The 26367-nt window shown below is 70.1% G+C and carries 25 protein-coding genes and 2 tRNA genes; 12 read left to right on the forward strand and 15 right to left on the reverse strand.

What is annotated here, in order from left to right; all coding sequences use genetic code 11:
- Nucleotides 1–14 precede the first annotated feature (14 nt).
- From thrC to argS, 4 genes are read right to left on the reverse strand one after another with little or no spacing between them, the layout of a single operon-like run.
- Nucleotides 15–1127 carry a threonine synthase gene (thrC, locus tag DFR74_RS27315; RefSeq protein ID WP_067513425.1) on the reverse strand — a complete coding sequence of 371 codons (1113 nt, stop codon included), beginning with the start codon at nucleotides 1125–1127 and terminating at the stop codon, nucleotides 15–17.
- Nucleotides 1124–2470 carry a homoserine dehydrogenase gene (locus tag DFR74_RS27320; RefSeq protein WP_067513423.1) on the reverse strand — a complete coding sequence of 449 codons (1347 nt, stop codon included), beginning with the start codon at nucleotides 2468–2470 and terminating at the stop codon, nucleotides 1124–1126. The genes thrC and DFR74_RS27320 overlap by 4 nt, the downstream gene beginning before the upstream one ends.
- Nucleotides 2467–3891 carry a diaminopimelate decarboxylase gene (lysA, locus tag DFR74_RS27325; protein ID WP_067513422.1) on the reverse strand — a complete coding sequence of 475 codons (1425 nt, stop codon included), beginning with the start codon at nucleotides 3889–3891 and terminating at the stop codon, nucleotides 2467–2469. The genes DFR74_RS27320 and lysA overlap by 4 nt, the downstream gene beginning before the upstream one ends.
- 58 nt (nucleotides 3892–3949) lie before the next feature.
- A complete protein-coding gene (gene argS / locus DFR74_RS27330; protein WP_067513420.1) occupies nucleotides 3950–5608 on the reverse strand; it encodes an arginine--tRNA ligase in 1659 nt (552 codons plus the stop codon).
- A 111-nt stretch (nucleotides 5609–5719) separates the two neighbouring features.
- Here argS and DFR74_RS27335 point away from each other — a divergent pair, with 111 nt between their 5' ends.
- The 4 genes from DFR74_RS27335 to DFR74_RS27350 all read left to right on the forward strand — a co-directional run bounded on the left by DFR74_RS27335 (nucleotide 5720) and on the right by DFR74_RS27350 (nucleotide 8593).
- On the forward strand, nucleotides 5720–6628 hold the full coding sequence (locus DFR74_RS27335; protein WP_067513418.1) for a DUF3105 domain-containing protein: 909 nt from the start codon (nucleotides 5720–5722) through the stop codon (nucleotides 6626–6628).
- The gene (locus DFR74_RS27340) at nucleotides 6628–7335 is read left to right on the forward strand and encodes a DUF305 domain-containing protein (protein WP_067513416.1); all 708 of its coding nucleotides are present in this window, start codon (nucleotides 6628–6630) and stop codon (nucleotides 7333–7335) included. The genes DFR74_RS27335 and DFR74_RS27340 overlap by 1 nt, the downstream gene beginning before the upstream one ends.
- 110 nt (nucleotides 7336–7445) lie before the next feature.
- A tRNA-Arg gene (locus tag DFR74_RS27345) sits at nucleotides 7446–7518 on the forward strand.
- A gap of 478 nt (nucleotides 7519–7996) precedes the next feature.
- Entirely contained in the window at nucleotides 7997–8593 is a 597-nt protein-coding gene (locus DFR74_RS27350) for a dihydrofolate reductase family protein (protein ID WP_067513414.1), read from the forward strand.
- Nucleotides 8594–8642: 49 nt separating this feature from the next.
- Here the strand turns inward: DFR74_RS27350 and sigJ are convergent, their stop codons facing one another.
- Complete coding sequence (sigJ, locus tag DFR74_RS27355) at nucleotides 8643–9572, reverse strand: RNA polymerase sigma factor SigJ (RefSeq protein ID WP_067513412.1); 930 nt, start codon at nucleotides 9570–9572, stop codon at nucleotides 8643–8645.
- 164 nt (nucleotides 9573–9736) lie between these two features.
- Between sigJ and DFR74_RS27360 the strand changes: the two genes are divergently transcribed.
- A complete protein-coding gene (locus DFR74_RS27360) occupies nucleotides 9737–11926 on the forward strand; it encodes an MMPL family transporter (RefSeq protein ID WP_232331889.1) in 2190 nt (729 codons plus the stop codon).
- A gap of 209 nt (nucleotides 11927–12135) precedes the next feature.
- On the opposite strand, the gene DFR74_RS27365 is transcribed toward DFR74_RS27360, so the two are convergent.
- Together DFR74_RS27365 and DFR74_RS27370 are read right to left on the reverse strand one after the other, a co-directional pair.
- On the reverse strand, nucleotides 12136–12435 hold the full coding sequence (locus DFR74_RS27365; protein ID WP_147265948.1) for a hypothetical protein: 300 nt from the start codon (nucleotides 12433–12435) through the stop codon (nucleotides 12136–12138).
- Nucleotides 12436–12567: 132 nt separating this feature from the next.
- Complete coding sequence (locus DFR74_RS27370) at nucleotides 12568–13152, reverse strand: hypothetical protein (protein ID WP_147265949.1); 585 nt, start codon at nucleotides 13150–13152, stop codon at nucleotides 12568–12570.
- Nucleotides 13153–13378: 226 nt separating this feature from the next.
- Here DFR74_RS27370 and DFR74_RS36250 point away from each other — a divergent pair, with 226 nt between their 5' ends.
- The 3 genes from DFR74_RS36250 (at nucleotide 13379) to DFR74_RS27380 (ending at nucleotide 14655) form a co-directional block, all read left to right on the forward strand.
- On the forward strand, nucleotides 13379–13525 hold the full coding sequence (locus DFR74_RS36250) for a hypothetical protein (RefSeq protein WP_157115879.1): 147 nt from the start codon (nucleotides 13379–13381) through the stop codon (nucleotides 13523–13525).
- 163 nt (nucleotides 13526–13688) lie between these two features.
- Nucleotides 13689–14117: a hypothetical protein gene (locus DFR74_RS27375; RefSeq protein ID WP_147265950.1), complete on the forward strand. Its 429-nt coding sequence runs from the start codon at nucleotides 13689–13691 to the stop codon at nucleotides 14115–14117.
- Nucleotides 14118–14184: 67 nt separating this feature from the next.
- A complete protein-coding gene (locus DFR74_RS27380) occupies nucleotides 14185–14655 on the forward strand; it encodes an SRPBCC family protein (protein WP_067513404.1) in 471 nt (156 codons plus the stop codon).
- Nucleotides 14656–14714: 59 nt separating this feature from the next.
- On the opposite strand, the gene DFR74_RS27385 is transcribed toward DFR74_RS27380, so the two are convergent.
- The 6 genes from DFR74_RS27385 to DFR74_RS27410 are packed head-to-tail and all read right to left on the reverse strand — an operon-like array spanning nucleotide 14715 to nucleotide 20639.
- Nucleotides 14715–15971 (reverse strand): PucR family transcriptional regulator, encoded by a 1257-nt coding sequence (locus DFR74_RS27385; protein WP_067513466.1) that lies wholly within the window; start codon nucleotides 15969–15971, stop codon nucleotides 14715–14717.
- Nucleotides 15972–15997: 26 nt separating this feature from the next.
- Entirely contained in the window at nucleotides 15998–17248 is a 1251-nt protein-coding gene (locus DFR74_RS27390) for an ABC transporter substrate-binding protein (RefSeq protein ID WP_067513402.1), read from the reverse strand.
- On the reverse strand, nucleotides 17241–18281 hold the full coding sequence (locus DFR74_RS27395) for a branched-chain amino acid ABC transporter permease (protein ID WP_228790573.1): 1041 nt from the start codon (nucleotides 18279–18281) through the stop codon (nucleotides 17241–17243). Before DFR74_RS27395 ends, DFR74_RS27390 begins: the two co-directional genes overlap by 8 nt.
- The gene (locus DFR74_RS27400; RefSeq protein ID WP_232331888.1) at nucleotides 18278–19165 is read right to left on the reverse strand and encodes a branched-chain amino acid ABC transporter permease; all 888 of its coding nucleotides are present in this window, start codon (nucleotides 19163–19165) and stop codon (nucleotides 18278–18280) included. The genes DFR74_RS27395 and DFR74_RS27400 overlap by 4 nt, the downstream gene beginning before the upstream one ends.
- Nucleotides 19162–19881 carry an ABC transporter ATP-binding protein gene (locus tag DFR74_RS27405; RefSeq protein WP_067513400.1) on the reverse strand — a complete coding sequence of 240 codons (720 nt, stop codon included), beginning with the start codon at nucleotides 19879–19881 and terminating at the stop codon, nucleotides 19162–19164. The genes DFR74_RS27400 and DFR74_RS27405 overlap by 4 nt, the downstream gene beginning before the upstream one ends.
- On the reverse strand, nucleotides 19878–20639 hold the full coding sequence (locus DFR74_RS27410; protein ID WP_067513398.1) for an ABC transporter ATP-binding protein: 762 nt from the start codon (nucleotides 20637–20639) through the stop codon (nucleotides 19878–19880). Before DFR74_RS27410 ends, DFR74_RS27405 begins: the two co-directional genes overlap by 4 nt.
- A 249-nt stretch (nucleotides 20640–20888) precedes the next feature.
- Between DFR74_RS27410 and DFR74_RS27415 the strand changes: the two genes are divergently transcribed.
- The gene (locus DFR74_RS27415; protein WP_084538095.1) at nucleotides 20889–22142 is read left to right on the forward strand and encodes a PucR family transcriptional regulator; all 1254 of its coding nucleotides are present in this window, start codon (nucleotides 20889–20891) and stop codon (nucleotides 22140–22142) included.
- Between the two features lie 137 nt (nucleotides 22143–22279).
- Here DFR74_RS27415 and fabG read toward each other — a convergent pair whose 3' ends face one another.
- Complete coding sequence (gene fabG, locus DFR74_RS27420) at nucleotides 22280–23050, reverse strand: 3-oxoacyl-ACP reductase FabG (protein ID WP_411720173.1); 771 nt, start codon at nucleotides 23048–23050, stop codon at nucleotides 22280–22282.
- 200 nt (nucleotides 23051–23250) lie between these two features.
- Here fabG and DFR74_RS27425 point away from each other — a divergent pair, with 200 nt between their 5' ends.
- Together DFR74_RS27425 and DFR74_RS27430 are read left to right on the forward strand one after the other, a co-directional pair.
- On the forward strand, nucleotides 23251–23922 hold the full coding sequence (locus tag DFR74_RS27425) for a TetR family transcriptional regulator (RefSeq protein ID WP_067514295.1): 672 nt from the start codon (nucleotides 23251–23253) through the stop codon (nucleotides 23920–23922).
- Nucleotides 23923–24104: 182 nt separating this feature from the next.
- On the forward strand, nucleotides 24105–25487 hold the full coding sequence (locus tag DFR74_RS27430; RefSeq protein ID WP_067514296.1) for a metallophosphoesterase: 1383 nt from the start codon (nucleotides 24105–24107) through the stop codon (nucleotides 25485–25487).
- Between the two features lie 105 nt (nucleotides 25488–25592).
- Here DFR74_RS27430 and DFR74_RS27435 read toward each other — a convergent pair.
- Nucleotides 25593–25667, reverse strand: a tRNA-Cys gene (locus DFR74_RS27435).
- A gap of 97 nt (nucleotides 25668–25764) precedes the next feature.
- On the opposite strand from DFR74_RS27435, the gene DFR74_RS27440 reads away from it, so the two are divergent.
- Entirely contained in the window at nucleotides 25765–26313 is a 549-nt protein-coding gene (locus tag DFR74_RS27440; protein WP_228790579.1) for a MarR family winged helix-turn-helix transcriptional regulator, read from the forward strand.
- Nucleotides 26314–26367: the final 54 nt, after the last annotated feature.

Raw genomic sequence — 26367 nt, forward strand, 5'->3', positions numbered from 1 at the left:
TCGCGCGCGTTCACTCAGGCCAGCTCGAGTCGGGCGGCGACCGCGACCGGGTCCACCGCGATCGGCTCCACCTGCGGCATGCCCAGCAGCGCGGTGTCGGGGTCCTTGAGTCCGTTGCCGGTGACGGTACAGACGACCGTCAGCCCCGGCTCCAGCCAGCCCTCGGCGCGCGCGGCCAGCACACCGGCCACACTCGCGGCCGAGGCGGGCTCCACGAACACGCCCTCGGAGGCGGCGACCAGGCGGTACGCGGCCAGGATCTCGTCGTCGGTGGCCGCGCGGAACGCCCCGCCCGACTCCTCCTTGGCCGCCACGGCCCCGTTCCACGAGGCGGGCGCGCCGATCCGGATGGCGGTCGCGATGGTCTCGGGCTCCTTCACCGGGGCACCGTTGACCAGCGGCGCGGCGCCCGCGGCCTGCACGCCGAGCATGCGCGGCAGACCGGCGGTGATGCCGTCGGCGTGGTACTCGCGATAGCCGCGCCAGTACGCGGTGATGTTGCCCGCGTTGCCCACGGGCAGCGCGTGCACGTCGGGCGCGCGGCCCAGCACGTCGCAGATCTCGAACGACGCGGTCTTCTGGCCCTCGATGCGGGCCGGGTTCACCGAGTTCACCAGGCCGACGGCCGGGAACTCCGCGGTGACCTTACGCGCCAGCTCCAGGCAGTCGTCGAAGTTGCCCTCCACCTGGATGATCTGCGCGCCGAGCATGACCGCCTGAGCCAGCTTGCCCATCGCGATCTTGCCCTGCGGGATCAGCACCGCGCAGCTCATGCCCGCGCGGGTCGCGTAGGCGGCGGCCGAGGCGGAGGTGTTGCCGGTCGACGCGCACAGCACGGCCTTCTGGCCGCGGTACTTGGCGTCGGTCATCGCCATCGTCATGCCGCGGTCCTTGAAGGAACCGGTGGGGTTCGCGCCCTCGACCTTGAGGTACACCTCGCACCCGGTCAGCTCGGACAGGTGCGGCGCGGGCACCAGCGGGGTGCCGCCCTCGAACAGGGTGACCGGCTCCCAGTCGGCCGCGCCCGCGAGCCGGTCGCGGTAGGCCGCGATCAGCCCCGGCCAGCGGGAGTGCACTCCCGCCTGCGGGGCGACGCCGGTGGTCTGCCCACCCGATGCCGTTGTCATTCCTCGGTGCCTTCCAATCTCAAGACGCTGGTCACGGACGTGACGGACGCCATCTCCGCCAGGGCTGCGACGGTGTCCGCGAGCGCCGACTCCACGGCGTGGTGGGTCACCACGACCAGGCGCGCACCCTCGCCGTGTCCCTCTTGGCGGACCGTCGAGATGCTCACCCCGTGCTTGGCGAACTCGCCCGCCACCTTCGCCAGCACGCCGGGACGGTCTTCGACCTGGAGGTTGACGTGATAGCGGGTGGGCGTGTCGCCGATCGGCGCGATCGGTAGCTCAGCATAAACCGATTCGCCCGGAGCGCGGCCACCGTAGAACTTGTTGCGCGCGGCCATCACCAGATCGCCCAGCACCGCCGAGGCCGTCGGGGCGCCACCCGCGCCCTGGCCGTAGAACATCAGGCGGCCCGCGTTCTCGGCCTCCACGACCACCGCGTTGAACGCGCCCGACACCGCGGCCAGCGGATGCTTGCGCGGAATGAGCGCCGGGTAGACGCGCACCGACACCCGCTCCTTGCCGCCTTCTTCCGGCGAGGGCTCGCCCGCGACGCGCTCGCAGATGGCCAGCAGTTTGACCGTGCAGTTCACCGCGGACGCCGTCTCCAGGTCCTCGGCGGTGATCTTGGAGATGCCCTCGCGGTACACATCGGCCGCGGTCACGCGGGTGTGGAAGGCCAGCGAGGCCAGGATCGCGGCCTTGGCGGCGGCGTCGTAGCCCTCCACGTCGGCGGTCGGATCGGCCTCGGCGTAGCCCAGCCGGGTGGCCTCGGCCAGGGTGGCCGAGTAGTCGGCGCCGGTCTCGTCCATGGCGGAGAGGATGAAGTTGGTGGTGCCGTTGACGATGCCCACCACGCGGTTCACCCGATCGCCCGACAGCGACTGGATCAGCGGGCGCACCACGGGGATCGCGCCGGCCACCGCGGCCTCGAAGTAGAGGTCGGCGCGATTGCGCTCGGCGGCGGCCGCCAGCTCGCCGGTGTAGTCGGCCAGCAGCGCCTTGTTGGCGGAAACCACGGATTTGCCCGCGTTCAGCGCGGCCAGGATCAGGCCGCGTGCCGGATCGATGCCGCCGATGACCTCGACGACCAGATCCACGTCCTCGCGGGCGACCAGCGCCGCCGCGTCGGTGGTGAGCAGATCGGCGGGCAGGCCGCGATCCTTGTCGAGGCTGCGCACGGCCACGCCGCGCAGCACCACGGGGGCACCGACGCGCGAGCGCAGGTCGTCGGCGTGGTCGCGCAGGATGCGCACCACCTCGGTGCCGACGTTGCCCATGCCGAGCACCGCGACGCCGATCGGGCGATCGTTACCCCAGGTCCCGTTCTTGGCCACTTCGGTCATCCCTGTTCCACCTCCAGGCTCAGCAGATCCGCCACCGTCTCCCGGCGCAGCACCAGTCGCGGCTGCCCGTCGCGCACGGCGACGACCGCCGGACGGGTCAACTGGTTGTATCGGCTCGACATCGAGTAGCAGTACGCGCCCGTCGCGGCGACCGCGATCAGGTCACCCGGGCCCACATCGGCGGGCATCCAGGTGTCACGAATGACGATATCGCCGCTCTCGCAATGCTTTCCGACGACGCGCGCGACCACCGCCGCGGACTCCGAGGACCGCGAGACCAGGCGGCAGTCGTAGTCGGCCTGGTACAGCGCGGGGCGGATGTTGTCGCTCATACCGCCGTCGACGCTGACGTAGCGGCGGCGCAGGCCACCGTCGAGCGAGACGTCCTTGATGGTGCCGACCTCGTAGAGCGTGACGGTGCCGGGGCCGGCGATGGCGCGGCCCGGTTCCACCGCGATGGTGGGCACCGGCAGTCCGGCCCGGTCGGCCTCCTCGGCGACCAGGCGGCGCAGCTTGGCGGCGAACTCGTCCAGCGGCGGCGGATCGTCGTTGGGCAGGTACGAAATACCCAGTCCCCCACCGAGATCCAGAATGGCGATCTGGGCGGTGCGCTCCACGCCGAACTTGTCGATGGCCTCGCGCAGCAGGCCGAGCATGCGGCGCGCGGCGATCTCGAACCCGTCGATCTCGAAGATCTGCGAGCCGATGTGCGAGTGCAGGCCCACCAGGCGCAGGTTGTCGGCCTCGAACACCCGCGCCAGCGCCTCCATGGCGTCGCCGCCGGCGATCGAGAAACCGAACTTCTGATCCTCGTGCGCGGTCGAAATGTATTCGTGCGTATGGGCTTCCACGCCCACGGTGACGCGGACGAGCACGTCCTGCACCACCCCGGCGCGCCCCGCGACGGCCTCGAGCCGCTCGATCTCGTAGAGCGAGTCGACCACCACGTGACCCACGCCCGCCGCCACCGCGGCCTCGAGCTCGGGCACCGATTTGTTGTTGCCGTGCAACGCGATCCGCTCGGCCGGGAAGCCCGCGTTGAGCGCCACGGCCAGCTCGCCGCCGGAGCAGACGTCCAGCGAGAGCCCTTCGTCGCGGATCCAGCGCGCCACCTCACCGCACAGGAACGCCTTCGAGGCGTAATGCACCTTGGCGCCCGGACCGAACGCGCGCACCATATCGCGGCAGCGGGTGCGGAAGTCGTCCTCGTCGATCACGAACAGCGGTGTGCCGAACCGCTCGGCGAGCTCGCGCACCGGCACACCGGCCAGGCGGACCTCGCCGTCTTCACCGCGAGAAGCGTTGCGCGGCCAGACGTTCGCGGGCAGATCGATCATCTGCTTCGGATCGGACGGCCGCTCCGGCAGGGTCGGCGCGTGGGGGATCTCGGCGTGCCTCGGTCCGGCGGGGTGCGCGCTCATCGGTCTTCCTTCCTCGCCGAACGCGCGGTACACGCGGACGGATTCGTCTTCTGGGTCACTACATGCGCTCCGGCGCGCTCACACCGAGCAGGCCCAGGCCGTTGGCCAGCACCTGGCGGGTGGCCTTCACCAGCTCGAGCCGGGCCGAGCCGAGCGGCGTCACCGGCTCGTCGCCCTTGGGCAGCACCCGCATGTCGTCGTCGGACTGGAACGGGTGGTAGGCCCCGGCCAGCTCCTCGAGGTAGCGCACCACGCGGTGCGGTTCGCGCATCTCGGCGGCGGTGGCCACCACCCGCGGGTACTCGCCGAGCGTGCGGATCAGCTCGCCCTCGCGGTCGGAGGTCATCAGCGCGAAATCCGGTGCCACGGAAGCGAAGTCGAACGCCGCCGAGTTGTCGATGATGCGGCTGGAGCGAGCGTGCGCGTATTGCACGTAGTAGATGGGGTTCTCGTTGTTCTGCTTGGTCCACAGGTCGAGATCGATGTCGATGCTCGAGTTCACCGAGGACCGCACCAGCGAGTAGCGCGCCGCGTCCACACCGATCGCCTCGACCAGGTCGTCGAGGGTCACCACGGTGCCCGCGCGCTTGCTCATCCGCACGGCCGCACCGTCTTTCACCAGATTCACCATCTGGCCGATCAGCACCTCGACGGTGTCGGGATCGTCGCCGAACGCGGCCGCGGCGGCCTTGAGCCGGCCGATGTAGCCGTGGTGGTCGGCGCCGAGCATGTAGAGGCACAGGTCGAAGCCGCGGGCGCGCTTGTTCTGGAAGTAGGCGATGTCACCGGCGATGTAGGCGGACTTGCCGTCGCTCTTGATGACGACGCGGTCCTTGTCGTCGCCGTACTCGGTGGAGGCGATCCACCAGGCGCCGTCCTTCTCGTAGAGGTTGCCCGAGGCCTTCAGCTCCGCGACGGCCTTGTCCACCGCGCCGGAGGCGAACAGCGAGCTCTCGTTGAAGTAGACGTCGAAGTCGGTGCCGAACTCGTGCAGCGTCTCCTTGATGTGGGCGAACATCAGCTCCACGCCCTCGCGCCGGAACACCTCGTGGCGCTCGTCCTCGGGCAGGTCGAGCACACCGGGGTTGTCGGCCACGACCCGCGACGCGATGTCCTCGATATAGGCGCCCGCGTACCCGTCCTCGGGGGTCGGCTCGCCGATCGCGGCCGCGACCAGGGAGTTGGCGAACCGGTCGATCTGCGCGCCGTGATCGTTGAAGTAGTACTCGCGCGTGACATCGGCGCCCTGCGCGGCCAGGATGCGGCCCAGCGCGTCGCCGACCGAGGCCCAGCGGGTGCCGCCCAGGTGGATCGGACCGGTCGGGTTCGCGGAGACGAACTCCAGATTGATCTTGGTACCCGCCAGCGCCTCGGCCCGGCCGTACGACTCGCCCGCGGCCAGGATCTTCTGCACGATCGCGCCCTGCGCGGCGGCCGCCAGCCGGATGTTCAGGAAGCCCGGACCCGCGACCTCGGCGGCCTCGATACCCTCGGCCGCGCCCAGCGCATCGGCCAGCCAGCCGGCCAGCTCGCGGGGATTCACTCCGGCCGGCTTGGCCACACGCATGGCCACATTCGTGGCATAGTCGCCGTGTTCGGGGTTGCGGGGACGCTCCACGGTGACCTCGTCGGGCAGGACCGCCGGGTCCAATCCACGTTCGACGAGCACCTTCGCCGCGGTGGCGTGAAGGAGATCTGCAAGGTCAGCTGGAGTCACGAGTCTCTATCCTATGGTCTGGGCAGGTGTACGCCGACGGGCGGGCACCGCCGCGGACCCGTCCGTAACGAACGACACAGCCGTTCACCACATCGAGAGAGCAACGGAGCAATGCCGAGTAGCAAGAACGCGTCGAAGTCGGCCAAGGCCGTCCGCGCCGCCGGAAAGAGCTCCCCTTCCGGCCGGAAGGGCGGTGGCAAGGGGCAGCTGACCACGAAACGGCAGGTCCCCTGGCTGGCCATCGGCGCGGGCGCGGTGATCGTCGCGTTGATCGGCGCCCTCGCGTACAACCTGGTGCCCAAGTATCAGGAGCAGGCCGAGCTGGAGCGGTTCACGCCCAGCGCGGAACGCCAGGACCCCTCCGATCAGATCGCGGGCGTGACGAAGGTCGACTACGCCTCGGGCGCGGGCAAGCACGTCACCGAGATCCAGCGCGTCGCCTACGACCAGACGCCGCCGTTCGGCGGGCCGCACGATCAGGCCTGGGCCGACTGCACCGGCGTGGTGTACGGCAAGCCGATCCGCACCGAGAACGCGGTGCACTCGCTCGAGCACGGCGCCGTGTGGATCACCTACAACCCCGACAAGGTGAGCTCCGACGGTGTCGACGCGCTGGCCAAGCGCGTGGAGGGCAAGCAGTACACCTTCATGTCGCCCTACCCGGGCCAGGAGTCGCCGGTGTCGTTGCAGTCGTGGGGCCACCAGCTGAAGCTGGACAACCCCGACGACGAGCGGATCAACCAGTTCATCACCGCGCTGCGCCAGAACCAGTACACCTACCCCGAGGTCGGCGCGGCGTGCTCCAACCCGTACTTCGACCGGGAGAACCCGGCGCCGTTCGATCCCACCCCGCCCGGACCCGACGCCATCCCGATGGACGGCGGTGACATCGTCGCCGATCCCGCCGAGCTCGGTGGCGTGCCGAACATCCCGGGCGTGCCGAGCATTCCCGGCCTGCCGGGCGCGCCGGGCGCGCCGGTGATCCCGGAGACCCCGCCCACCGAGGGGGCGACCGAGTAGTGACCGGCGAATCCGGCACCGAGACCGGCTCGGACCACGCGTCCGATCCGGGTCCGCGGGGGCAGCGCACGGCGCTGCTGGTGCTCGGCGTGATCGGGGCCATCCTGATCGGTTTCGCGATCGGCACCCTGGTGCGGTTGCCGCTGGACGGCCGCGCCGAACCCGACCCGAGCCCCGTCGACGTCGGCTTCCTCCAGGACATGTCCGTGCACCACGCGCAGGCGGTCGAGATGGCGGGCATCGCGCTGCTGCGCTCCACCGACAACGAGGTGCGCAGGCTGGCCTACGACATCATGACCACCCAGCAGAACCAGGTCGGCCGCATGCAGGGCTGGTTGCAGATCTGGGACCAGCCCGCCCAGAGCGTCGAGGGGTTCATGGGCTGGATGAGCGAATCCGGCGGGCACCACGGTGGCGGCTCGGCCGGGCACTCCGGCCCGGTGTCGGCCATGCCCGGCATGGCGTCGGCGCAGGAGCTGGCCGCGCTGCGGCAGGCGAACCCGCCCGAGATCGACACCCTGTTCCTGAGCCTGATGCTGCGCCACCACCAGGGCGGCATCCCCATGGCCGACTACGGGGCCCAGCACGCGTCCACCACCGCGGTGCGCACCCTCGCCGCGCGGATGTCCGAAACCCAGCAGGCCGAATCCGCCCTGCTGACCACCCTGCTCACCAACCGCGGCGGCACCCCCCTCCCCCTCGAATGACCACCTGGCGGGCCGGAACCCCCCGGCCCGCCACCCTTTTTGGCGTCCGCCAACCCGATGCGATACGCTGACCCGGCCCGATCGGACACTCTCCGACCGAGCCCTATCCCGCCCTCGTAGCTCAGGGGATAGAGCGTCTGCCTCCGGAGCAGAAGGCCGCAGGTTCGAATCCTGCCGAGGGCACAGTTGAGAAAGAGCCCCTGACCTGTTCGAGCGGTCAGGGGCTCTTCTCGTCTATGCCGTCAGTCGGCGTCTCAGGCCAGTTGGCACGACTTCTCAGACAGGTGCGCCCGAACCCAGCTGCTACCGCGACCTGCACCCATCCGTCCTCGGTCCCATCAAAGACATTGGATTGGGCCGGTTTTCGCGAATCGCACAGTCAATCTCCTCGATCGACAGCCGCCAGAGCCTCGCGGGCGACCTCGGGATAGCGGCGGATTGCGGCAGCGGCACGAGCTCACCGACGGTACAAGGCGTGCACTGGCACGCTCGAACGCTCGGATCAGCGTGTTGCCGAGCGTCTGACGCGACGACGGACCGGGCCATCCTCAGAGCATCAGAGTGATCTGGGTCACTCTTTCGGAAGTGTGTCGAAAGCGCCCCCGCGGCTCCGACCTCCTGGTGAACGAGCCCACAAGGGGCCAGAACGGAGGAGTAAATCATGGGTCAGGTCATTTCGAATCTGTCGATGTCGCTGGACGGGTTCATCGAGGATGCCGACGGCAGCGTGGACAGGTTGTTCGAGTGGTACACGGCGGGGCCGGTCGAGACGGACTCGGCCAACGAGCGCATCTCGTATCGGCAGTCCGAGGAGGATGTCGAATCCTTCCAGGAGATCGTCGGCCGGATCGGCGCGCTGATCGCCGGCCGCAGGCTGTTCGATGTGGCGAGCGGGTGGAACGGTATGCACCCGACCGGCGTACCGGTCGTCGTGGTGACCCATCACCCGCCGACCGCCGACGAATTCCCTTACCCCGAAGCGCCTTTCACCTTCGTCACCGACGGCGTCGCGAACGCGATAGAGCGCGCGAAGGAACTGGCGGGCGACAAGGACGTGGTGATCGCGAGCCCGGACATCGCCCGGCAGGCCTTGGACGCGGAGCTGCTGGACGTGATCACCGTCGACCTGGTGCCCTACCTCCTCGGTTCCGGTACACCGTATTTCGCGAATCTCGCCGAGAAGCAGATCCGCCTCGACAACCCGGTCGTCCGGCCCGGCAATCGCGTCACGCACCTCAGCTATCGGGTGCTGTACTGAATTGCCAACGGGGAGTAGCCAATATCGCCCAGCTCGGCCCCGACGCCGTTCACCGCCGCTCGGGCGCGTTTGCGACAGCGCGGTCCGCGCGGGGATTGACCCGGGTCAGCTTCTCCGGATTGCTCACGGCGTAGATGTGCCGGATCTGCTCCGTCTCGGGGTCGATCTCGAGCACACCTACCCCGTACGGCTTTCCGTTCAGTAGGGCGACGAGGGACAACTCACCGTTGACGTAGTCCGGATAGATGTCGAGCGCGCCCGCGGTCTTGGCGTAGAACGGCCCACCGGTGAGGAGGCGGGCGACCTTCGCTGCGCCGTGGATGGGCCGCAGGGCCGACTGCGTCCGGCCGCCGCCGTCCGAGAGGAACGTGACGTCCGGGGCCAGCAGTCGCAGTAACGCGTCCAGATCACTGCCGAGCTGCGCCTCCAAGAACTGCTCGGTCACCCGCCGCTGCACGGCCGGGTCGGCCCGGAACCGCGGTCGGCGCGCCTGCACGTGGGACCGGGCCCGGTGCGCGAGCTGGCGCACGGCGGCGGGCTCGCGCCCGATCATGGCGGCGATCTCGGTGTGCGGATACCCGAACACCTCGTTGAGCACGAAGACCGCGCGCTCGAGCGGCGTCAGCGTCTCCAGCACCACCAGCATCGCCAGGGAGACGGCTTCGGTGCGCACGGCCGGATCGTCGCCGTCCTCATCGGTGATCAGCGGCTCGGGCAACCACGGGCCGACGTAGGTCTCGCGCCTGCGGGCGATATCGGCCTGTCGGGACAGCGCGGCGTTGATCGCCACCCGCACCAGGTAGGCGCGCGGGTTGGTGATCTCGGGGGCGCCGGGTCGCCGCCGCGGCATCCACGACAGCCAGGTCTCCTGCAGCACGTCCTCGGTGTCGGCGACGGTGCCGAGCAGGTTGTAGACCAGGGCGAACAGCAGTTCGCGGTGTTCGGCGAACTCTCGGGTCGCCGGGTCGGGATCGGTCACGGTGGCCTCCTGGTGACGGTGTCGATCATAGGAGTGCCCTCGGGGCGCTAAGTGTGACAAACGGCCCGATTGTGTGATGCGCATCGCACACTGTCACGTTCGGGGCCCCTCCGGACTCCCATTCGTATCGCCGCGACTTCGCGGTGGGACTGGAGGAGGCAGCCGTGTTGGAGAGAACGACGAGTCTGTGCGCGCGTCACCGGCGGGCGGTGCTGGTGGTGGCCACGATCGCGATGCTGCTGGCGGGGATCGCCGGCGCCACCGTGTTCGACCGGTTGAAGAGCGGCGGATTCGACGACCCCGGCGCCGAATCCCGCGCGGCCTCCGACGTGCTGCGCGATCAGTTCGGGCAGAGCCCGCCGAACCTCGTCCTGCTGGTCCGCACGCCGGGCCCGGTCGACGACGCGGCACCGGCGGCGACCGCGCTCACCGAACGGCTGAGCGGCGAGGCCGACGTGACCGGCGTGCTGTCCTACTGGACGACCGGCCAGCCCGCGCTGCGCGGCGCCGACGGCGACAAAGCGCTGGTCATCGCCACCATCCTGGGCGATGAGGACCACGTGGGCGACCGCATCGCCGAGCTCGCCCCGCGCTACGCGGGCGCCCACGACGGGCTCGAGGTCGCGGTGGGTGGCTACGCGATGTTGCAGCACGAGATGGTCGAACAGGCGGAGAAGGACGCGATCGCGGGCGAGGCCATCGCGTTCCCGATCACCCTCGTGGTGCTGCTGTTCGTGTTCGGCAGTGTGGTGGCCGCGCTGCTGCCGCTGCTGATCGCGATGGTGACGGTGGTGCTGACCACGGGCGTGGTGTGGTTGCTGGCCGGGCCGCTCGAGTTGTCGGCGCTGGCGATGAACGTGGTGACGCTGCTCGGCCTGGGTCTGGCGATCGACTACAGCCTGCTGGTCGTGAACCGCTACCGCGAGGAGCTGGCGGCGGGAGACGAACCTCTCACCGCGCTCGCGACGACCATGCGGTCGGCGGGGCGGACCGTGGCCTTCTCCGCCGTCACGGTCGCGGTGGTGCTGGCGGGGCTGATCTACTTCCCGCTGCCCGCCGTGCGCTCGATCGGCTACGCGGGCGTCGCCGTGGCGCTGATCGCCGCGCTCAGCTCGCTGACCGTGCTGCCCGCGGTGCTGGCACTGCTGGGCAGGCGCGTCGACAAGTGGCGTATTCGCAAGGCGCGCAAGCAGTCCGGTGAGTTGCACGAGGGGCGCTGGCATCGGCTCGCGGTGTTCGTCATGCGTCGGCCGGGGACGGTCGCCGTCACCGTGACGGCGCTGCTGCTGGTGCTCGGGTCACCGTTCCTCGGGCTGAAACTCGGCTTCCCCGACGAACGTTCGATGCCGGATTCGTCCAGCGCCCGCCAGGTCGCCGAGGTCGTGCGCGACGAGTTCGACACCAACGAGCAGAACGCGCTGACCGTCGTCCTCCCGCGCGTCGACGGGGATCTCGACGGCTACGCCGCGCGCCTGTCGGAACTGCCGCACGTGGATCGGGTCGACACGTCCACCGGCAGTTACGCGGGCGGTGCTCGGGTGCTGCCACCGGGCGAGCTGCACACCCGCTTCGCGGCCGACGGCGGCGCCTATCTGACCGTCGTGCCCGACACCGGCGATCCCGAAACACTGGAGGCGCTGGTCGGCGACCTCCGTGCCGCCGACACCCCTGGCGACGCCCTGGTGGGCGGTATCGCGGCGGTGAGCGCCGACGCGACCGCCGCTCTCGTGCAACGACTTCCGCTCGCGCTGGGCACGGTGATCGTCGCGATGCTGGTGCTGCTGTTCCTGCTCACCGGCAGCGTGTTCATCCCCGTGGTGGCGGTGCTGTTGAGCTGCCTGAGCCTCACCGCGACCTTCGGCGCGCTGGTGTGGATCTTCCAGGACGGCAACCTCTCCGGGCTGCTCGGCTTCACCGTGACCGGCACGCTCGCCGCGACGGTGCCGGTCATGCTGTTCGGTGTCGCGTTCGGTCTCGCGATGGACTACCAAGTGTTCATGCTCGCCCGCATCCGCGAGGAGTACGAGCGCACCGGCGACCCCAGCGCCGCCGTCGCCCTCGGCCTGGAACGCGTCGGCCGGATCGTCACCGCCGCAGCCGTTCTCATCTCGGTGGTGTTCCTCGGATTCCTGGTCTCCGACATCACCTTCATGAAGGCGTTCGGCATCGGCCTGCCGCTCGCCGTCCTCGCCGACGCGACGCTGATCCGCGGGTTCCTCCTGCCCGCCGCCCTGCGCCTCGGCGGTCGCCGGACCTGGTGGGCGCCGGGACCGCTGCGGAACCTGCATGCGCACTTCGGCATTCGTGAGGAGGAGCGCCCTGCCGAACGGGAACCGAGCCGGGTTCCCGGCTGATCGGCCCACCCTCCTCCGAAGCGAAGTGCCCCGGTTCGGCCGGGGCACTTGCGCGTTCAGAGCACGACATCAGATGGCTGATCACCTGGCCCTGTCGTGACGATCTCGCCCGGCGGCATCCGCACGGCGGAAAGGCCCGTGCACCGGGCCGACTGCCTGGTCTTCGCCACCGGGTCCAGCGCCAGGCACTCGAGGCGACATCACCCCATCTAATCCGGCCGAGGCGATGTCGCCGACGGTTCGACGGCGATGCCGGCCTGAGCCGGGCGCTGGTGACCGCATTCGAGTTCGGCGCCCGCCAGGTCGCGAACAGTGCAGCCACGAGGGGACGACGGCCAGACGACGAGCCCATCCTCACGCCACGACACCTCGAACCGCTCATCCCCGGTCGCGTCGGATTCGATGGTGATCGCATCACCCGGTCGCATCCAGTAGTCCTCACCCCACGCCTCGAGCCAGACCACGAGCGTCTTGTCCGAGAACGGGTTGGACAACAGGATTTCGGGCACCACCAGAGCCTAGATGCCGTGAGATCACAGCGGCCGCGATGAACCTTCGGACCGATCTCCCCCGATGCCCGACGAGAAACCTCGCTCGGCTGGCATCGAACCACGGACGGGTTATCGAACTCAACTGGGCAGCTAGCCGAGTTCGATGGGTTGTGGTTCCTCGGGTGCGATCAGGCGGATGAACTGGTGCTCCCTGCGCTTGCGCCCTTCGAATCGGTCCTGGCTCTGCTCGGTGCGGACGAGGATACGTAGCGAGACATCCCAATCGATGTCCCGCTTCGCGATATCGGCGGGAACTCGGACGATCGGGATCGCTCGTTTCTTGCCACCTGGTCGCACGAGGATCTTGGCGAACTCGTCGCTGATCTCGACGGCGGCCAGCACACCCACGATGGTCTCGATCGCGGTCTCGACTGTGGGGGCGAACAGTGCCCTGCCGTGTTCCCGTCCGCGTCGGGTGAGGCTGGGCCGCCGCTCGCTTCCATCGGACAACGACATCTGGATCTCGAGCCCGGCATCGACCTTGTCGAGGGACTCGATGAGCAAGCGCAGCCGCTTGGCCAGCTCCGGGCTGATGCCCTCCAACCCGTCGGGACCGGCCTCCACTGCGCCGTGGAGATCGCTGACTCGAGCCAGCGCTGATTCCAGCGGGGACGGCCGGGCTCCCGGCTGCTCGTCGTGATCGGCTACCGTGGCGCCGAGTGCCTCGAGGGGCAAGTATCAACCGCTCTCCCCCTTCGGTCCCCCATCAAGTCGGTCGGGCCTCGCTCATGAATGTCAGCGGCCGCACAAGCGCAGAAGCCATGGGCCCATGATGCGTCCCGCCCTGCGAATCCGATCCCACGATATCCCATCTCACCTCGGTCTTCGAGCACTCCCGGCGACTCCAGGAACTCGCAAATCCTTGCAGCGGAGGCAGTTCGGTCGCGGGGCCAGGTGCGGTGTGAGGCCGACCGCTACCATCCCCACGACGACCTCCTCCTCCTGCCGAGCGAGTGCGCGCAACGAGATCGATGCCGTGCCGGATGCCGTGTACGAGCACATCCGCATCACCCGGGACCGGCTGAAGGCGCGGGCGGAGTCGGTGTAGTTCCGGGGTACTCGGACTGCGCGTTCACGCCGTGGCTCGACGGTGGCGGCGGACGGCGCTAAGCCCTTCGAACAGATCTCCCCTGATGCGCGACGAGAATCTTCCTCGGCTGGCATCGTGGGGCGGGACAGGTGCGGTCGGCTGCGTCGAGGGAGAGGACCCCATGAACGTTCGTATTCGCCGAGTCGGCCTCGCTGTGGTGCTCGGGGCGGTTCCGGTGCTGATCGGGACCGCGCCGAACGCGTCGGCGGCGGTCACCGGTGTGACCGTGGAGCAGCCCGCCGAAGGGTTGCGGACCGGGTGCGTCTACACCGTGACGGTGGACGTGGACGCGCCGGTTTCCGAGGCCGGTGAGGTGACCGTCGGGATCAGTGGTGGGCCGGTGCCGGGGACTGGGGAGCGGCTCGGGGTCGCGGTCTATCACCCGGAGAGCGGGACGGCGACGTTCGAGTGGACGCCCGCGTACGTCGGCCGACAGAACGTCTTCGCGCAGCAGTTCAAGCCCGGCCAGGTCACCTCCGCGAGGTACGTGACCGTCGACGTCGTCGGGCGGGGCGTGAACACCGGCAGTTCCTGCCTGCCGCTTCCGTGAGCATTTCCGGGCACCCGTGGTGCGGTTGGGAACCCTGAGATCCGGACCGCCCGGCTACCATCCACCCATGACCGTCTCCTCCCCCGCCAGCGCTAGCGCGCGCATCGAGATCGAGGCCGCACCGGATGCCGTGTACCAACTCATCACGGATCTCGGTGTGCTCGCCGAGGTCGCCGAGGAGGCCACGGCGATGCGGTGGGTCAGGGGTGGGGCGGCCGCCGAGGGCGCGAAGTTCAAGGGCAGCAATCGGAATGGCCGGCGGCGGTGGTCGACCACCTGCACGGTGACGGAGGCGGAACCCGGGCGGGCGTTCGCGTTCGACGTGGACTCCGGTCCGCTGCCCATCGCGCACTGGCGCTACGAGTTGACGCCCACGGCGACCGGTACCGCGGTCACCGAGAGCACCTGGGATCGGCGGCCGACGTGGTTCCACCGGCTCGGCGGGTTGCTCACCGGTGTGAACGACCGGGCCGCCGCGAACGCCGAGCACATCCGCGTCACCCTGGATCGGCTGAAGGCACGGGCGGAGTCGGTGTAGTTCCGGGGTACTCGGACTGCGCGTTCACCCCCGTGACTCGTCGGTGGCGGCGGGCGGCTCTAGGCCCTGGCCCTGGTCATCTCGACACCGGCTTCGGCGTTGCGGTAGCTGCGCGCCACCAGGGCGGCGCGCAGGTACCACAGCCCGGAGGACTGCGCCGGATCCAAGCCGGTGAGCTGGGCGATGCGCCGGAGCCGGTAGTCGATGGTGTTGGCGTGCAGGCCCAGAGTGCGGGCGGTGCGCTGCCTGCTGAGGTCGTTGCCGAGGTGCAGCCGCAGGGTTTCCAGCAGTTCCGGCCGGTCGTCGAGCGGATCGAGGACTTCGCCCAGGCGTTCGCGGCCCGGCCCCGGCCTGGTGAGCTGGTATTCGACCACCAAGTCGTCGAAGCGGTAGAGGCCGGGGGCGTTGCGCAGCCGCTGCACCATGTCCAGCAGTTCGTGCGCCCGTTCGGCCGCCTCCGGGATGTCGGGGGTCTCGGCCTCCAGCACGGTCGCGGTGAGTGGTACCTGCGCCGCCGAGGACAGCCCTCGGACCAACTCGTCCAATACCTCCGGCGTCACACCGGCCGCAGGCAGCAGCACCGTGCCCCCGCCGGTGCCGAGCAGTGAGAGGGCGCGTCCCGAGCAGCGCACCGCCAGTTCGGATTGCACCCGCCGCAGCTTGCGCCGCGCGACCACCTGGTCGACGCGGCTCAGCTGTTCGTCGGGGTGCTTCGGAATGTCCATCGCGAAAATGAAATACGAGTCCGCGATGGCGATGCCGCCCGCGCGAACCATCGGCGCCGCGGGCTGCCCGGCGAGCAGTGCGGAGGCCACGGTGTGCACGGCCGCGTGGTGCTCGGCCACCGCGGCGCGATGTTCGCGCACGTAGGAGTCGGCGAAGGCGGCGTCGACGACGGATTGGCAGGCCAGCAGCCTGCGCACGGTCTCGACCAGGCGCGCGAGGTCCGCCGGCGCCGCCGCGTCGAGCACCAGGTCCAGGCCGATCCGGAACCCTTCGTGCACCGCGCGGTGGATGACGTCGATCGGTATCCCCTCGCGCGCCCAGTCCGCGCCCGCCCGGCGCACGCGCTCCAGCTTCTCGGCGGTGTCGTAGCCCTCCAGCGCCCCGTGCACGAACTCGAGGCAGGCCCTGGTCACCGCCGTGATCTCGCCGCGCAGCACATCGCCCGGCAGCACCCCGCAGGGCGCGAACTTCTCCGCGAAACGTTCGACCAGGCGATACGCCAGACCGCGCGTGTCGCGCAATGGATCCGAGATCGGAACGGCGGCGAGGGTTTTCACGGGCGCACCGAGGGTGGACGGCTGACTGATCATGCGCGGCTCCGGCATTCGGTTCTGGATCATTCGGCGGTGTCGATCAGTTCGCCGGTGAGCACCCAGCGATCTCCCTCGAATCGCTGGATGCGCATGGCCTCCATCGGGAACCCGTCACCGGGCCCGGTGCGCAGCGTCACACCGGGCTGCAACAGGCCGATCTCGACGTCGGACAGGTTGCGCACGGCGTCGCGCAACCCCTCCCGCGTGGGGCAGGTCGCCGACTCCATCGCCTTGTGGAAGCTCTCCGCGGCGGCCCAGCCGACGGAGGTGTACTGGTCGGCCGGATCGGCGTCCGGCGCGTAGGCGGCGAGTTTCTCCTTGTAGAGCCGCATGCCGGGATCGTCGTTCCATTGCGGGTCGGCGGGGTCCTTGCTGAAGGCGGCGCTCACCACGCCCTGCACGTTGGCGAAGCCGACGGGTTCGAGCACGGTGCGCGAGTTGGCCACCATGGACACGATGTGCAGCGGATTCCACCCGGGATCGCGAGCGTCGGCGGCGAGCGCCTGCGAGGCGAACTTCGGCGTCGAGAAGTTCAGCAGCACATCGGCTTTCGAGGTGGCGAGATTGCGCAGCTGCGGATCGACGGTCGGATCGGTCACCGCGTAGCTCTGCTCTGCGACGATGCGGATATCGCTGTCGCGCACCGACTCCCGGAAGCTGTCGAGCAGGTCCTTGCCGAAGTCGTCGTTCTGGTAGAGCACCGCGACCGTCGCGCCGGGGCGGTGCGTGCGCACGTATTCGGCGAAGGCGCGCCCCTCGGCGCGGTAGCTCGGCTGCCAGCCGATCGTCCACGGATGATCGGTGTCGGCGCCCCACTTCGTCGCACCGCCTGCGACGAACACGTGCGGGACCTCCTGCTGGCCGACGTAATCCCAGACGGCCGAGGAGGTGGGCGTGCCGAGGGTCTGGAAGAGCGCGAACACCCGGTCCTGCTCGACCAGCCTGCGGGTCTCCTCGACCGTCTTCGGCGGCTGGTAGCCGTCGTCACGCACGAGGTATTCGACCTGGCGGCCTGCGACGCCGCCGCGCTCGGCGTTCACGTAATCGAAGTACGCCCGAACGCCTTTGGGCATCTCCCCGTACGCCGACGCCGGTCCCGAGAGCGGATAGACCCCACCCAGTTTGATGGTGGTGTCGGTGATGCCCGTGACCTGCTGACCCCGGCAGTCGCCCGAGCCGAGTGTGTCCGCGCCCTCGCCGCGTCCGCCGCACGCGGTGGCGGTCAGCAGCACCGCCGCGGCCAGCATGCCGGCCCTGATCACCTTGTCAAGCATTGTCTTTGCCTTTCCGGAGAAGAAACCCGACCCGGCGCGTGAGGCGCTCGGCGAGCCCGGCGAGCCCGCCCGGCGCGAGATACATGACCGCGATGATCGACAGCCCGAACACGACGCCGGGCGCGGCCTGGTTGACGTCCTGGGCGAACCCGGGCACGTACATCACGAAGAATCCGCCGAGCACCGGTCCCCAGAGCGAACCGAGCCCGCCGACCACCAGCCCGGCCAGCAGTGTGATCGACAGCGTGACGGCGAACGAGTCGGGCGAGACGTAGGCGATGACCCAGGTGTAGACGCAACCCGCGACACCGGCGAGCATGGCGCTCCAGGCGAACGCCAGCGTCTTGTAGTGCGCCGCGCGTACGCCCATGACTTCGGCCGCGGTCTCGTTGTCGCGAATGGCGTTGAGCGCCCGGCCCACTCGCGACCGCCGCACACCGGCGACCACGACCACCCCGGCCAGGGCGACGACGAGGGCGAGCAAGTACAGCCACTGGTCCTCGGCGAGCCCGGTCCACGCGGGCGGGCTCGGCTTGTCGAGCGTGAGCCCCATGGACCCACCGGTGACGGACTCGAATCGCTTGAGCAGCGGCACCAGGAAGATCGCGATGGACAGCGTCACCAGCGCGAGATACAGCCCGCGCAGCCGCAGCGCGGGCACGCCCAGGGCGAACCCCAGCACGAAGGTCACCACAGCCGCGACGGGAATGGTCAAGGCGTAGTGCGTATCCCAGCGATCCATCATGACGGCCGCGGTGTAGGCGCCGATCGCGAGGAACGCGCCGTGCCCGAGCGAGATCTGACCGGCCTGGCCCACCAGCAGGTTCAGCCCGAGCAGCGCGGTGACGTACACCAGCGCCATGGCGAGCTGGAAAGTGTGGAACGGGGTGAGCTGGAACGGCGCGACACACGCTGCGGCCAGGAGCAGCCCGATCAGTAGAAGCTGTTTACGGGCCAACAGCCCGGACAATAGTGAGTTCCGCTCGACTGCCGGGACTTCCGGTGTGGGAGTGGTGGTGACCATCTCACTCATACCCGCTCCACCGCCGCCCGTCCGAACAGTCCCTGCGGGCGCATCAGCAGGACGGCGAGGATGATCGCCAACGGCACACCAATTTTCAGTTCGGTGCCGATGACGTCGACGTAGGCGCCCGTGAGGGTTTCCGCGACGCCGACGATCAACCCGCCCACCACGGCGCCGACCGGACTGTCGAATCCGCCGAGCGTGGCCGCGGCGAAGGCGTAGATCAGGACGCCCGCCATCATGTTCGGCTCGAGGAACAGCAGCGGCGCCGACAGCACCCCCGACACCGCGCCGACCAGGGCGGCCAGACCCCAGCCGAGGCCGAGCACGGCACCCACCCGGATGCCGACGAGCTCGGCCGACTGCGGATTACACGCCACCGCGCGCATCGCCAAGCCGATCCCGGTGTAGCGGAACAACACGTAGAGGCAGGCCATGACGATCGACACGACGGCGATAACGCCCAGACTGCCCCAGCCCACGGTCACCCCGCCCGCGCGGAAAGCGCCGTCCGGGAAGGGATTCGGGAAGGCCTTGACCTGGTAGGACCAGATCCAGCCCGCCGCGGCGTGCACCGCGAAGAACAGGCCGACGGTCACGATCACCACGGTCAGCTCCGACCCGCCCTCGACCGGCCGGATGACCACCCGTTCGATGAGCATTCCGGCGACGAACGACACCGCCAGCGTCACGGGCAGCGCGACCCAGAACGGCAGCCCCGCCTCGGTGCACTGCCAGGCCAGGAACGCCGAGAACATGGCCAGCTCGCCCTGGGCGAAATTCACGATGCCGGTGAACCGGTAGATGAGCACCAGCGCCAGCGCGAGCCCCGCGTAGAGGGCGCCCGCGCCGATCCCTTCGATGACCTGCTGTAGGAATCCGGCCACGGTCACACCCGGTATCCGAGGTAGGACTCCGCGACCTTGTTGTCGCGGCGGATGTCGGCGGCGGTGCCCGACAACACGATCCGCCCGGTCTCGAGCACGTGCGCGCGATGGGAGATGCCGAGCGCGAGATGCGCGTTCTGTTCGACCAAGATCACGGTGATCCGTTCCTCCTTGTTGATGGCGCCGACGATGTCGAACAGCTCTCTGGTCACCAGCGGCGACAGGCCGAGGGACGGTTCGTCCAGCAGCAGCAGGCGCGGGCGCAGCATGAGGGCGCGGCCGATGGCCAGCATCTGCTGCTGGCCGCCCGACAGCCCGCCCGCGGGTTCGCGCAGCTTCTCCTTCAGCACGGGGAAGAAGTCGAAGACGCGCAGCAGATCCGCCGCCGAGCGCACCCGATCGCGCCGGGTGTAGGCACCGAGGCGCAGGTTCTCCTCGACGGTGAGCGGGGCGAAGGTGCCGCGCCCCTCGGGTACGTGGGCGACACCCATCCTGGCGATGGATTCCGTTTTGCGCCTGGCGATGTCGACGTCGTCGAACTCGATGGAGCCCTCGGTGCGCACCATGCCGCTGAGCGCGCGCAGGAGCGTGGATTTGCCCGCGCCGTTGGGGCCGAGGATCGCGCAGATCTCGCCCCGCGCCACGGTGAAGCTCAGACCGTGCAGCACTCGAGCGTCGCCGTAGCCCGCGCGCAGATCGGTGACGGCGAGGAACGCGGTCATGCGGCGGTGCCCAGGTAGGCGGCGACCACGTCGGGGTGGCGTTGCACGTATTCCGGTGCGCCCTCGGCGATCACGCTCCCCCGGTCCAGGCAGACCACGCGGTCGCAGGTGCCCATCACGAATCCCATGTGGTGTTCCACCACGAGCACCGTCAGCCCGAGGTCGGCGCGCAGGGCCGCGAGCCGGGCGGCGAATTCGTCCACCTCGCCGTGGCTGAGGCCGTTGACCGGCTCGTCCAGCAACAACAGGCGCGGGCGCACGGCCAGCGCCCTGGCCAGCTCGACCCGCTTGAGCGTGCCGAACGGCAGTCCCGCGGCCGGATGGTCGGCCACCTCGACGAGGTCGAGCCGCGCCAGCACCTCCTCGACCTCGGCGCGCAACGCGCGTTCCTCCCGGCGCACGCGCGAGAGCCACAACCCGGCCGTGCCGAACCCCGCGCCGCCGCGATGGTGCGCACCGACGAGCACGTTGTCGCGCACCGACATGCGCGGGAACAAGCCGAGATTCTGGAACGTGCGGGCGATGCCGATCCCGGCCAGCGCGTGCGGACGGATCGTGAGCAGGTCGGTGCCGTCGAAGACCACGGCCCCGTGGTCCGGGGTGTAGCGGCGGGTCACGCAGTTGAACAGGGTGGTCTTGCCCGCGCCGTTCGGGCCGATCAGGCCGACCATCTCGCCCGCGGCGACCGCGACGCCGACGTCGGAGAGGGCGGAGATGCCGCCGAAGCGCAGCGTCAAACGGGATATCTCGAGCAGCATGTGTCCTCCGGCCCGCGTCCGAGACGTGGGAGCGGGCGTACCTGGGGCCGTCGGCGCGACAGCGCCGGGTGAATGGGACACGGTCAGCGTAAAATCGCAGCTCGGGGGCCACATCGGACGCCGAGGACCATTTTCGCCGCGCCGGTTTGTCCACGGCGGACAGTGCGCGGGCGACCAACGGCGTGTTGACACACCGGCCGGTCCATGGATAAATCGCCGGGTATGTCAGCCGGATCACACCGGGGTCCGGTGTCGGAGACGATGCTGGCCGAGCGCACCAGAATCGTCGGCGAGGTGTTCGATCACGCCCACGACATGGCCGATGCCGGCCTGCGGGCGATCATCGCCCAGATCCCGGCCTACGCCGACCGCGACGAGGTATTCCTCGCCGACGTGCACGACCAGCTGACCCGGCTGTGCCGGACGGGGCTGGCGGCCCTGCTCGACCATCGTAAGATCACCGCCGACGACGTCGCCTACGCCCGCCACGCGGCGGCCCGGCGCGCGCAGGCCGGGCTGACCCTGGTCGACTACATCAACGCCTTCCGGCTCGGCCAGCACGCGATGTGGCAGTCGCTGATGAACTACGCGGGCGCATCGGAGGCGGGCCGGGAGGCCGCGCTGTCCATGGTCGTACCGCTCACCCGGTACTGCGATCTGATCAGCACGCAGGCCGCGAACGCGTATCTCGAGTTCCAGCAATACCTTTCGGAGGAAGCCGGACGCGACGCCCGGGAGCTGGTGGAGACGCTGCTCGACGGCGCGTTCCCCGAACGCGGGCCGCAGTACGCCACCGCAGCCGCGCACGGGCTCGGCACCGACGAACCGGGGACGATGGTGGTGGTGACCGGCCGGGTTCTCGACGCCACCGACAGCACCCGACACCAGGTGTCGGCGGCGATCGCGCGCACGGGCGTGAACGGCCTGCGCACGCTCTCGGTGGTGCGGGGCGGGGAGATCGTCGCGATCCCGGCGCTCGGGCGCAACGGCTCGGCCGAGGACCTGTGCGACCGGCTGCGCGACACGGGGGACAGGCTGCGCGCCGAGGGCGTCACCGTGGCGCTGGGTGTGAGCACCGTGGCGGCCGAGGCCGCCCAGCTGCCCGCCGCCTACCAGGAGGCGCGCGGGGCGCTGGACCTGCTGCCGCAGGCCGGGGGCGTGCTGGCGCTGCCCACGCTGACGCCACTGCGCTACCTGATGCTGCGCGCCGACGACACGGCTCGCCGGTTGGTCGACACCCGTATCGGCGCCGCCCTGGCCGACGACCTCGCGCGCGGCGGGATGCTCACCGCCACCGTGCGGGCCTTCGCCGAGGCCGATATGAACCTGCGCGCGGCCGCGGAACACCTTCGCGTGCACCACAATACGGCCAAGTACCGGGTGCGCCGCATCCAGGAACTCACGGGCCGCGACGTGCGCCGCGTCGCGGACCTGGTGGAACTGCTCGTCGCGATCGACCTGCTCGCGCCACCCGGCGCTACGTCCACACGTCCTTCGCGATGATCATCGTCACCGCACCGGCGCCGTCGTGGCTGTGCCTCGGTTGTCGGCGTAGCGGCGCGCGATCAAGTACTCGGTGACGGCTCTGGCTCCGGAACGCTTCGTGATCGGGGTCGAAAACTGTTCTGCGCACGGGGGTCTCAGAGACGGCGTCCGCCGTCGGCGTAGAGGGTCTGGCCGGTGACGAACGCGGCGTCGTCAGAAGCGAAGAAGGCCACCACGTTCGCGATGTCCTCGGGCTCGCCGACCCGCCGCAGCGGCGTGATCTCGGCGGTCTTCGCCTGCAACTCCTCCGCCGTGAGGCCGAGGCGGGCGGCGGTCCGCGCGGTCATCTCGGTGGCGATGAATCCGGGCGCCACGGCGTTGACGGTGATGCCGAACGGACCGAGTTCCATGGCCAGGGTCCGGGTCAGGCCTTGGATGCCCGCCTTGGCGGCGGCGTAGTTGGCCTGGCCGCGGTTGCCGAGCGCCGAGACGCTCGAGGTGTTGACGATCCGGCCGTAGCCCTGGTCGACCATGGACCGCTGCGCGGCGCGGCAGCACAGGAACGCGCCGCGCAGGTGCACGGCCAGGACCGTGTCCCAGTCGTCGGCCGACATCTTGAACAGCAGGTTGTCGCGCAGCACGCCCGCGTTATTGACCAGGATGTTCACCGGCCCCAGCGCGTCGGCGGCGCGCTCGAACGCGACGGCGACCTGGTCCTCGTCGGTGATGTCGCAGCCGAGCCCGAACGCCGTGCCACCCGCGGCGGCGATCTCGTGGGCGCGCTCGGCGCAGGCGGCTTCGTCCAGGTCGGCCAGCGCGACCGCGACGCCGTCGGCGGCCAGGCGGGCGGCCACGGCGGCGCCGATGCCCCGGGCCGCGCCCGTCACCAGCGCGACACGGCGCCGGTCGATGTCATTGCCGGACAACGTAGTTCACTCCCTCGTGGTCGGGTCCGAGAGCGCGGCCGAATCCGGTGGAAGAACTCCGGCGATATTCGCGGCGGCCCGAAACCGTACGGCGTTAGGTTATGGTCGAGCACGCTATCCTAACGATGTTCGGTAAACAAGCGGTCCGGCCCCCGGTGCTGGGTTCGACCGGGTCCGGTGGCGCGAGGAGGAGATGGGCGATGGCGAGGCCGCGCGTGCCCCTGCTGAGCCGCGACCGCATTCGCGCGGCGGCGCTGGCGCTCATCGACCGCGACGGTCTCACCGAGCTGTCCATGCGCAAGCTGGCCGCCGAACTAGGGGTGCGGGCCGCCTCGCTCTACGGGCACTACCCCACCAAGGACGACCTGCTCGACGACATCGCGCGCGAGATCATGAGCCACGTGGACGCGTCCGCGTTCGAGGGCGGCGCCTGGCGGGCGGCGCTGGCGTCCTGGGCGCGCTCGTTCCGGGCGGCGCTGGCCGCACATCCGAATTTCGTTCCGTACCTGGCCACTTCCGGCCCCGGACACCGCGACGGGGCGCTGCGCGCCGCGAACGCCGTGCACGGCGGACTGGTCCGCGCGGGCTGGCCGCCGCGCCGCGCGACCATGATCGGCGCGGCCACGCGGTACCTCGTGCTCGGTTCGACGGTCGGTTCGTTCTCGCGCGGTTTCGCCGACGACGCCGACCTCTACCGGGACCGCTACCCCCACCTCGACCGGGCACATCTGCTGCGCGAGAAGGCCGACGAAATCGACGCGGAGAGCTTCGAACTCGGCCTCACGGCGTTCCTCGACGGTCTGGAGACCCAGTTCGCCGCACTGGGGAAACGCCGGGCCCGGCGGCGCGCCACCCCCGACGCCGCGCGCTGATCATCGGAAGCCGTTCAGTCCTCGGGGAATCCGACGGCGAAGCCGATGGCGATGATGACGCTGCTGACGATCGAGAGGGGCACGAGGGTCCACATGGCGGTCACGGTACGGCAACGACGCGCCAGGGGGTCGCGGTTTCGGCGGATGCGGGGTGTTCATTCGGTTCGGTTACCCTCGCCGGCATGAACTGCTGCGGGGTATCGCGGAGGTCGGTGCTGGGCGCGGTCGCCGGGCTCGCGGTGGGAGCCGCGGCCGGGGTGGGTTCGGCTCGGGGGCAAGGCGTTCCGGTGGTGGCGACGGATCTCGAGGTCGTCACGGTGACCGACACCTCGGCGGTGCTGACCTGGACGACCAGCGCGAACGGGCAGCCGGTGGCGACCGGGACCGAAGTGCGGCTCGGACCGGCCGACGCGCTGGGAGCCCCGCCGCAGGTGTTCGAGGATCCCGAGCCGACGCCGTTCCACTACGCGGAGATCGACGGGCTGGAGCCGGGGCGGCGATACAAGTTCGAGGCGTGGTCGCAGGGTGCGCGCGCCACGCCGGCCGCGTCGCTGGTGACGGGATCGCCCGGCACACCGGAAGTCACGGGTGAGTTCACCACGTTGGTGCCGCCTGCGGGCCGGTTGCTGCGCACCATCGCGCTGGCCAACGACGTGCACTACGGCGAGGAGGTCAGCGGCCTGCTCGTGGGCGGATTCCCGCCCGGGTTCCGGCAAGTGCCGCAGCTGCCGCCGTACCCGGACGTCATGCTCGACGCGCTGCTGGGCGACGCCCGCACCCGCGGGGTGGACACGCTTATCGTCGCCGGCGACCTCACCGATGAGGCGCGCCCCGGCGAAACCCGTTCCGTCCGCGAGAAACTCGACACCTGGGGCACGCTCGGCCGCGACTGGTTCGCGGTGCGCGGCAACCACGACCGCCCGCACCGGGGCGAGGAGTACGCGGCCTGCGCGCCGCTCGGCGAGTACCGCGACTGCTTCGGCGATCTCTTCGCGCCCCGTCAGCAGTTGGTGACGGCGGAACTGGGTGGGTTGCGCCTCGTCGGCCTCGACACCGCCGATCTGGACGGCGCGGGCGGACGCATGGACCCCGCGCAACTCGACCACCTCGACCAGATCCTGCGCGCCGACCCGGATCGCCCGACGTTGATGTTCAGCCACCACCCGGTGACCACCGAGTCGGGGCTCACGAACATCGCGGGCCCCGGCTTCGTGCTCGACGGCCCGTCGGCGACCGCCCTTCAGCGCACCTACGAGCGCGCACCCGGCGTCTTCCTGCACCACAGCGGCCACACCCACCGGAATCGCCGCACCCGGCCCGACGCGCCCATCGCCGTCGAGTTCCTGGAGGTGGCGGCGGTGAAGGAGTACCCCGGCGGCTACGGGCTGCTGCGGATCTACGAGGGCGGCTACATGGTGAACTTCCACAAGACCCGCACCGCGCACGCCCGCCAGTGGAGCGCCACCACGCGCGGCCAATACTTCGGGTTCCTGCCGGAATACGCGCTCGGCACGTTCGCCGACCGCAATCACGTTGTGGCGCGGGATTTCTCGGGTCTGCGCTGAGAACAACCCACCCCCGCAGGCCTTTTCGACAGGGAAATCCGCCGGCACTCCGATCCGGAAGTGGCGGTGTCCGGACCGGGGCACCGGCGGACGGCGCACCCTTACTGGAGCGAGCGGCGGGAATTGAACCCGCGTAAACGGCTTTGCAGACCGTTGCCTCAACCACTCAGCCACGCCCGCCTCGCCACCGAGAATGGTGCAACTCGGGCACGCGCGCCAGGGTTGCGCTCACCATGATCGAAAGGGCCCGGCGCGCGCCCGTGCGATGATCTGGGGCATGTCCCGGCCACGACCGCTCCCGCTGGACCCGATCGAGGAGGCCCACCGCCAGTGGGTCGGCCACGGCTGGGGCGATGTCGCCGACGGAATGGCGGCCGTGACGTCGCTGGTCCGCGCCCAGCAGATCGTGATGGCGCGGGTGGACGAGGCGCTCAAACCGACGGGCCTGACCTTCTCCCGCTACGAACTGCTCATGCTGCTGAGCTTCAGCAAGACCGGCGCGCTGCCGATGGCCAAGGCGAGCGCGCGGTTGCAGGTGCACCCGACGAGCGTCACCAACACCGTCGACCGGCTGGAGGCGGCCGGATTGGTGGTGCGCGTGCCGCATCCGAGCGACCGCCGCGCCACGCTCATCGAGATCACCGACGCCGGAAGGGAATTGGTGGCAGAGGCGACCGAGCAGCTGAACGCGAAGGTGTTCGCCCAGCCCGGCCTGCCGTCGGACCGGCTGCACACCCTGCTGCAGCTGCTGGCGGAATTCCGCCACGCGGCGGGTGACTTCGACGCCGGGGGCGAACCGGCCCACTGGCGCGCCGAACGCCGCTGAGCCCGCCATACCGGACGGTCCGATACGCCTCGCGCGCGTCCATCGGGTAACACT

It is taken from the genome of Nocardia puris (genome assembly GCF_003315035.1).
Taxonomy (GTDB): domain Bacteria; phylum Actinomycetota; class Actinomycetes; order Mycobacteriales; family Mycobacteriaceae; genus Nocardia; species Nocardia puris.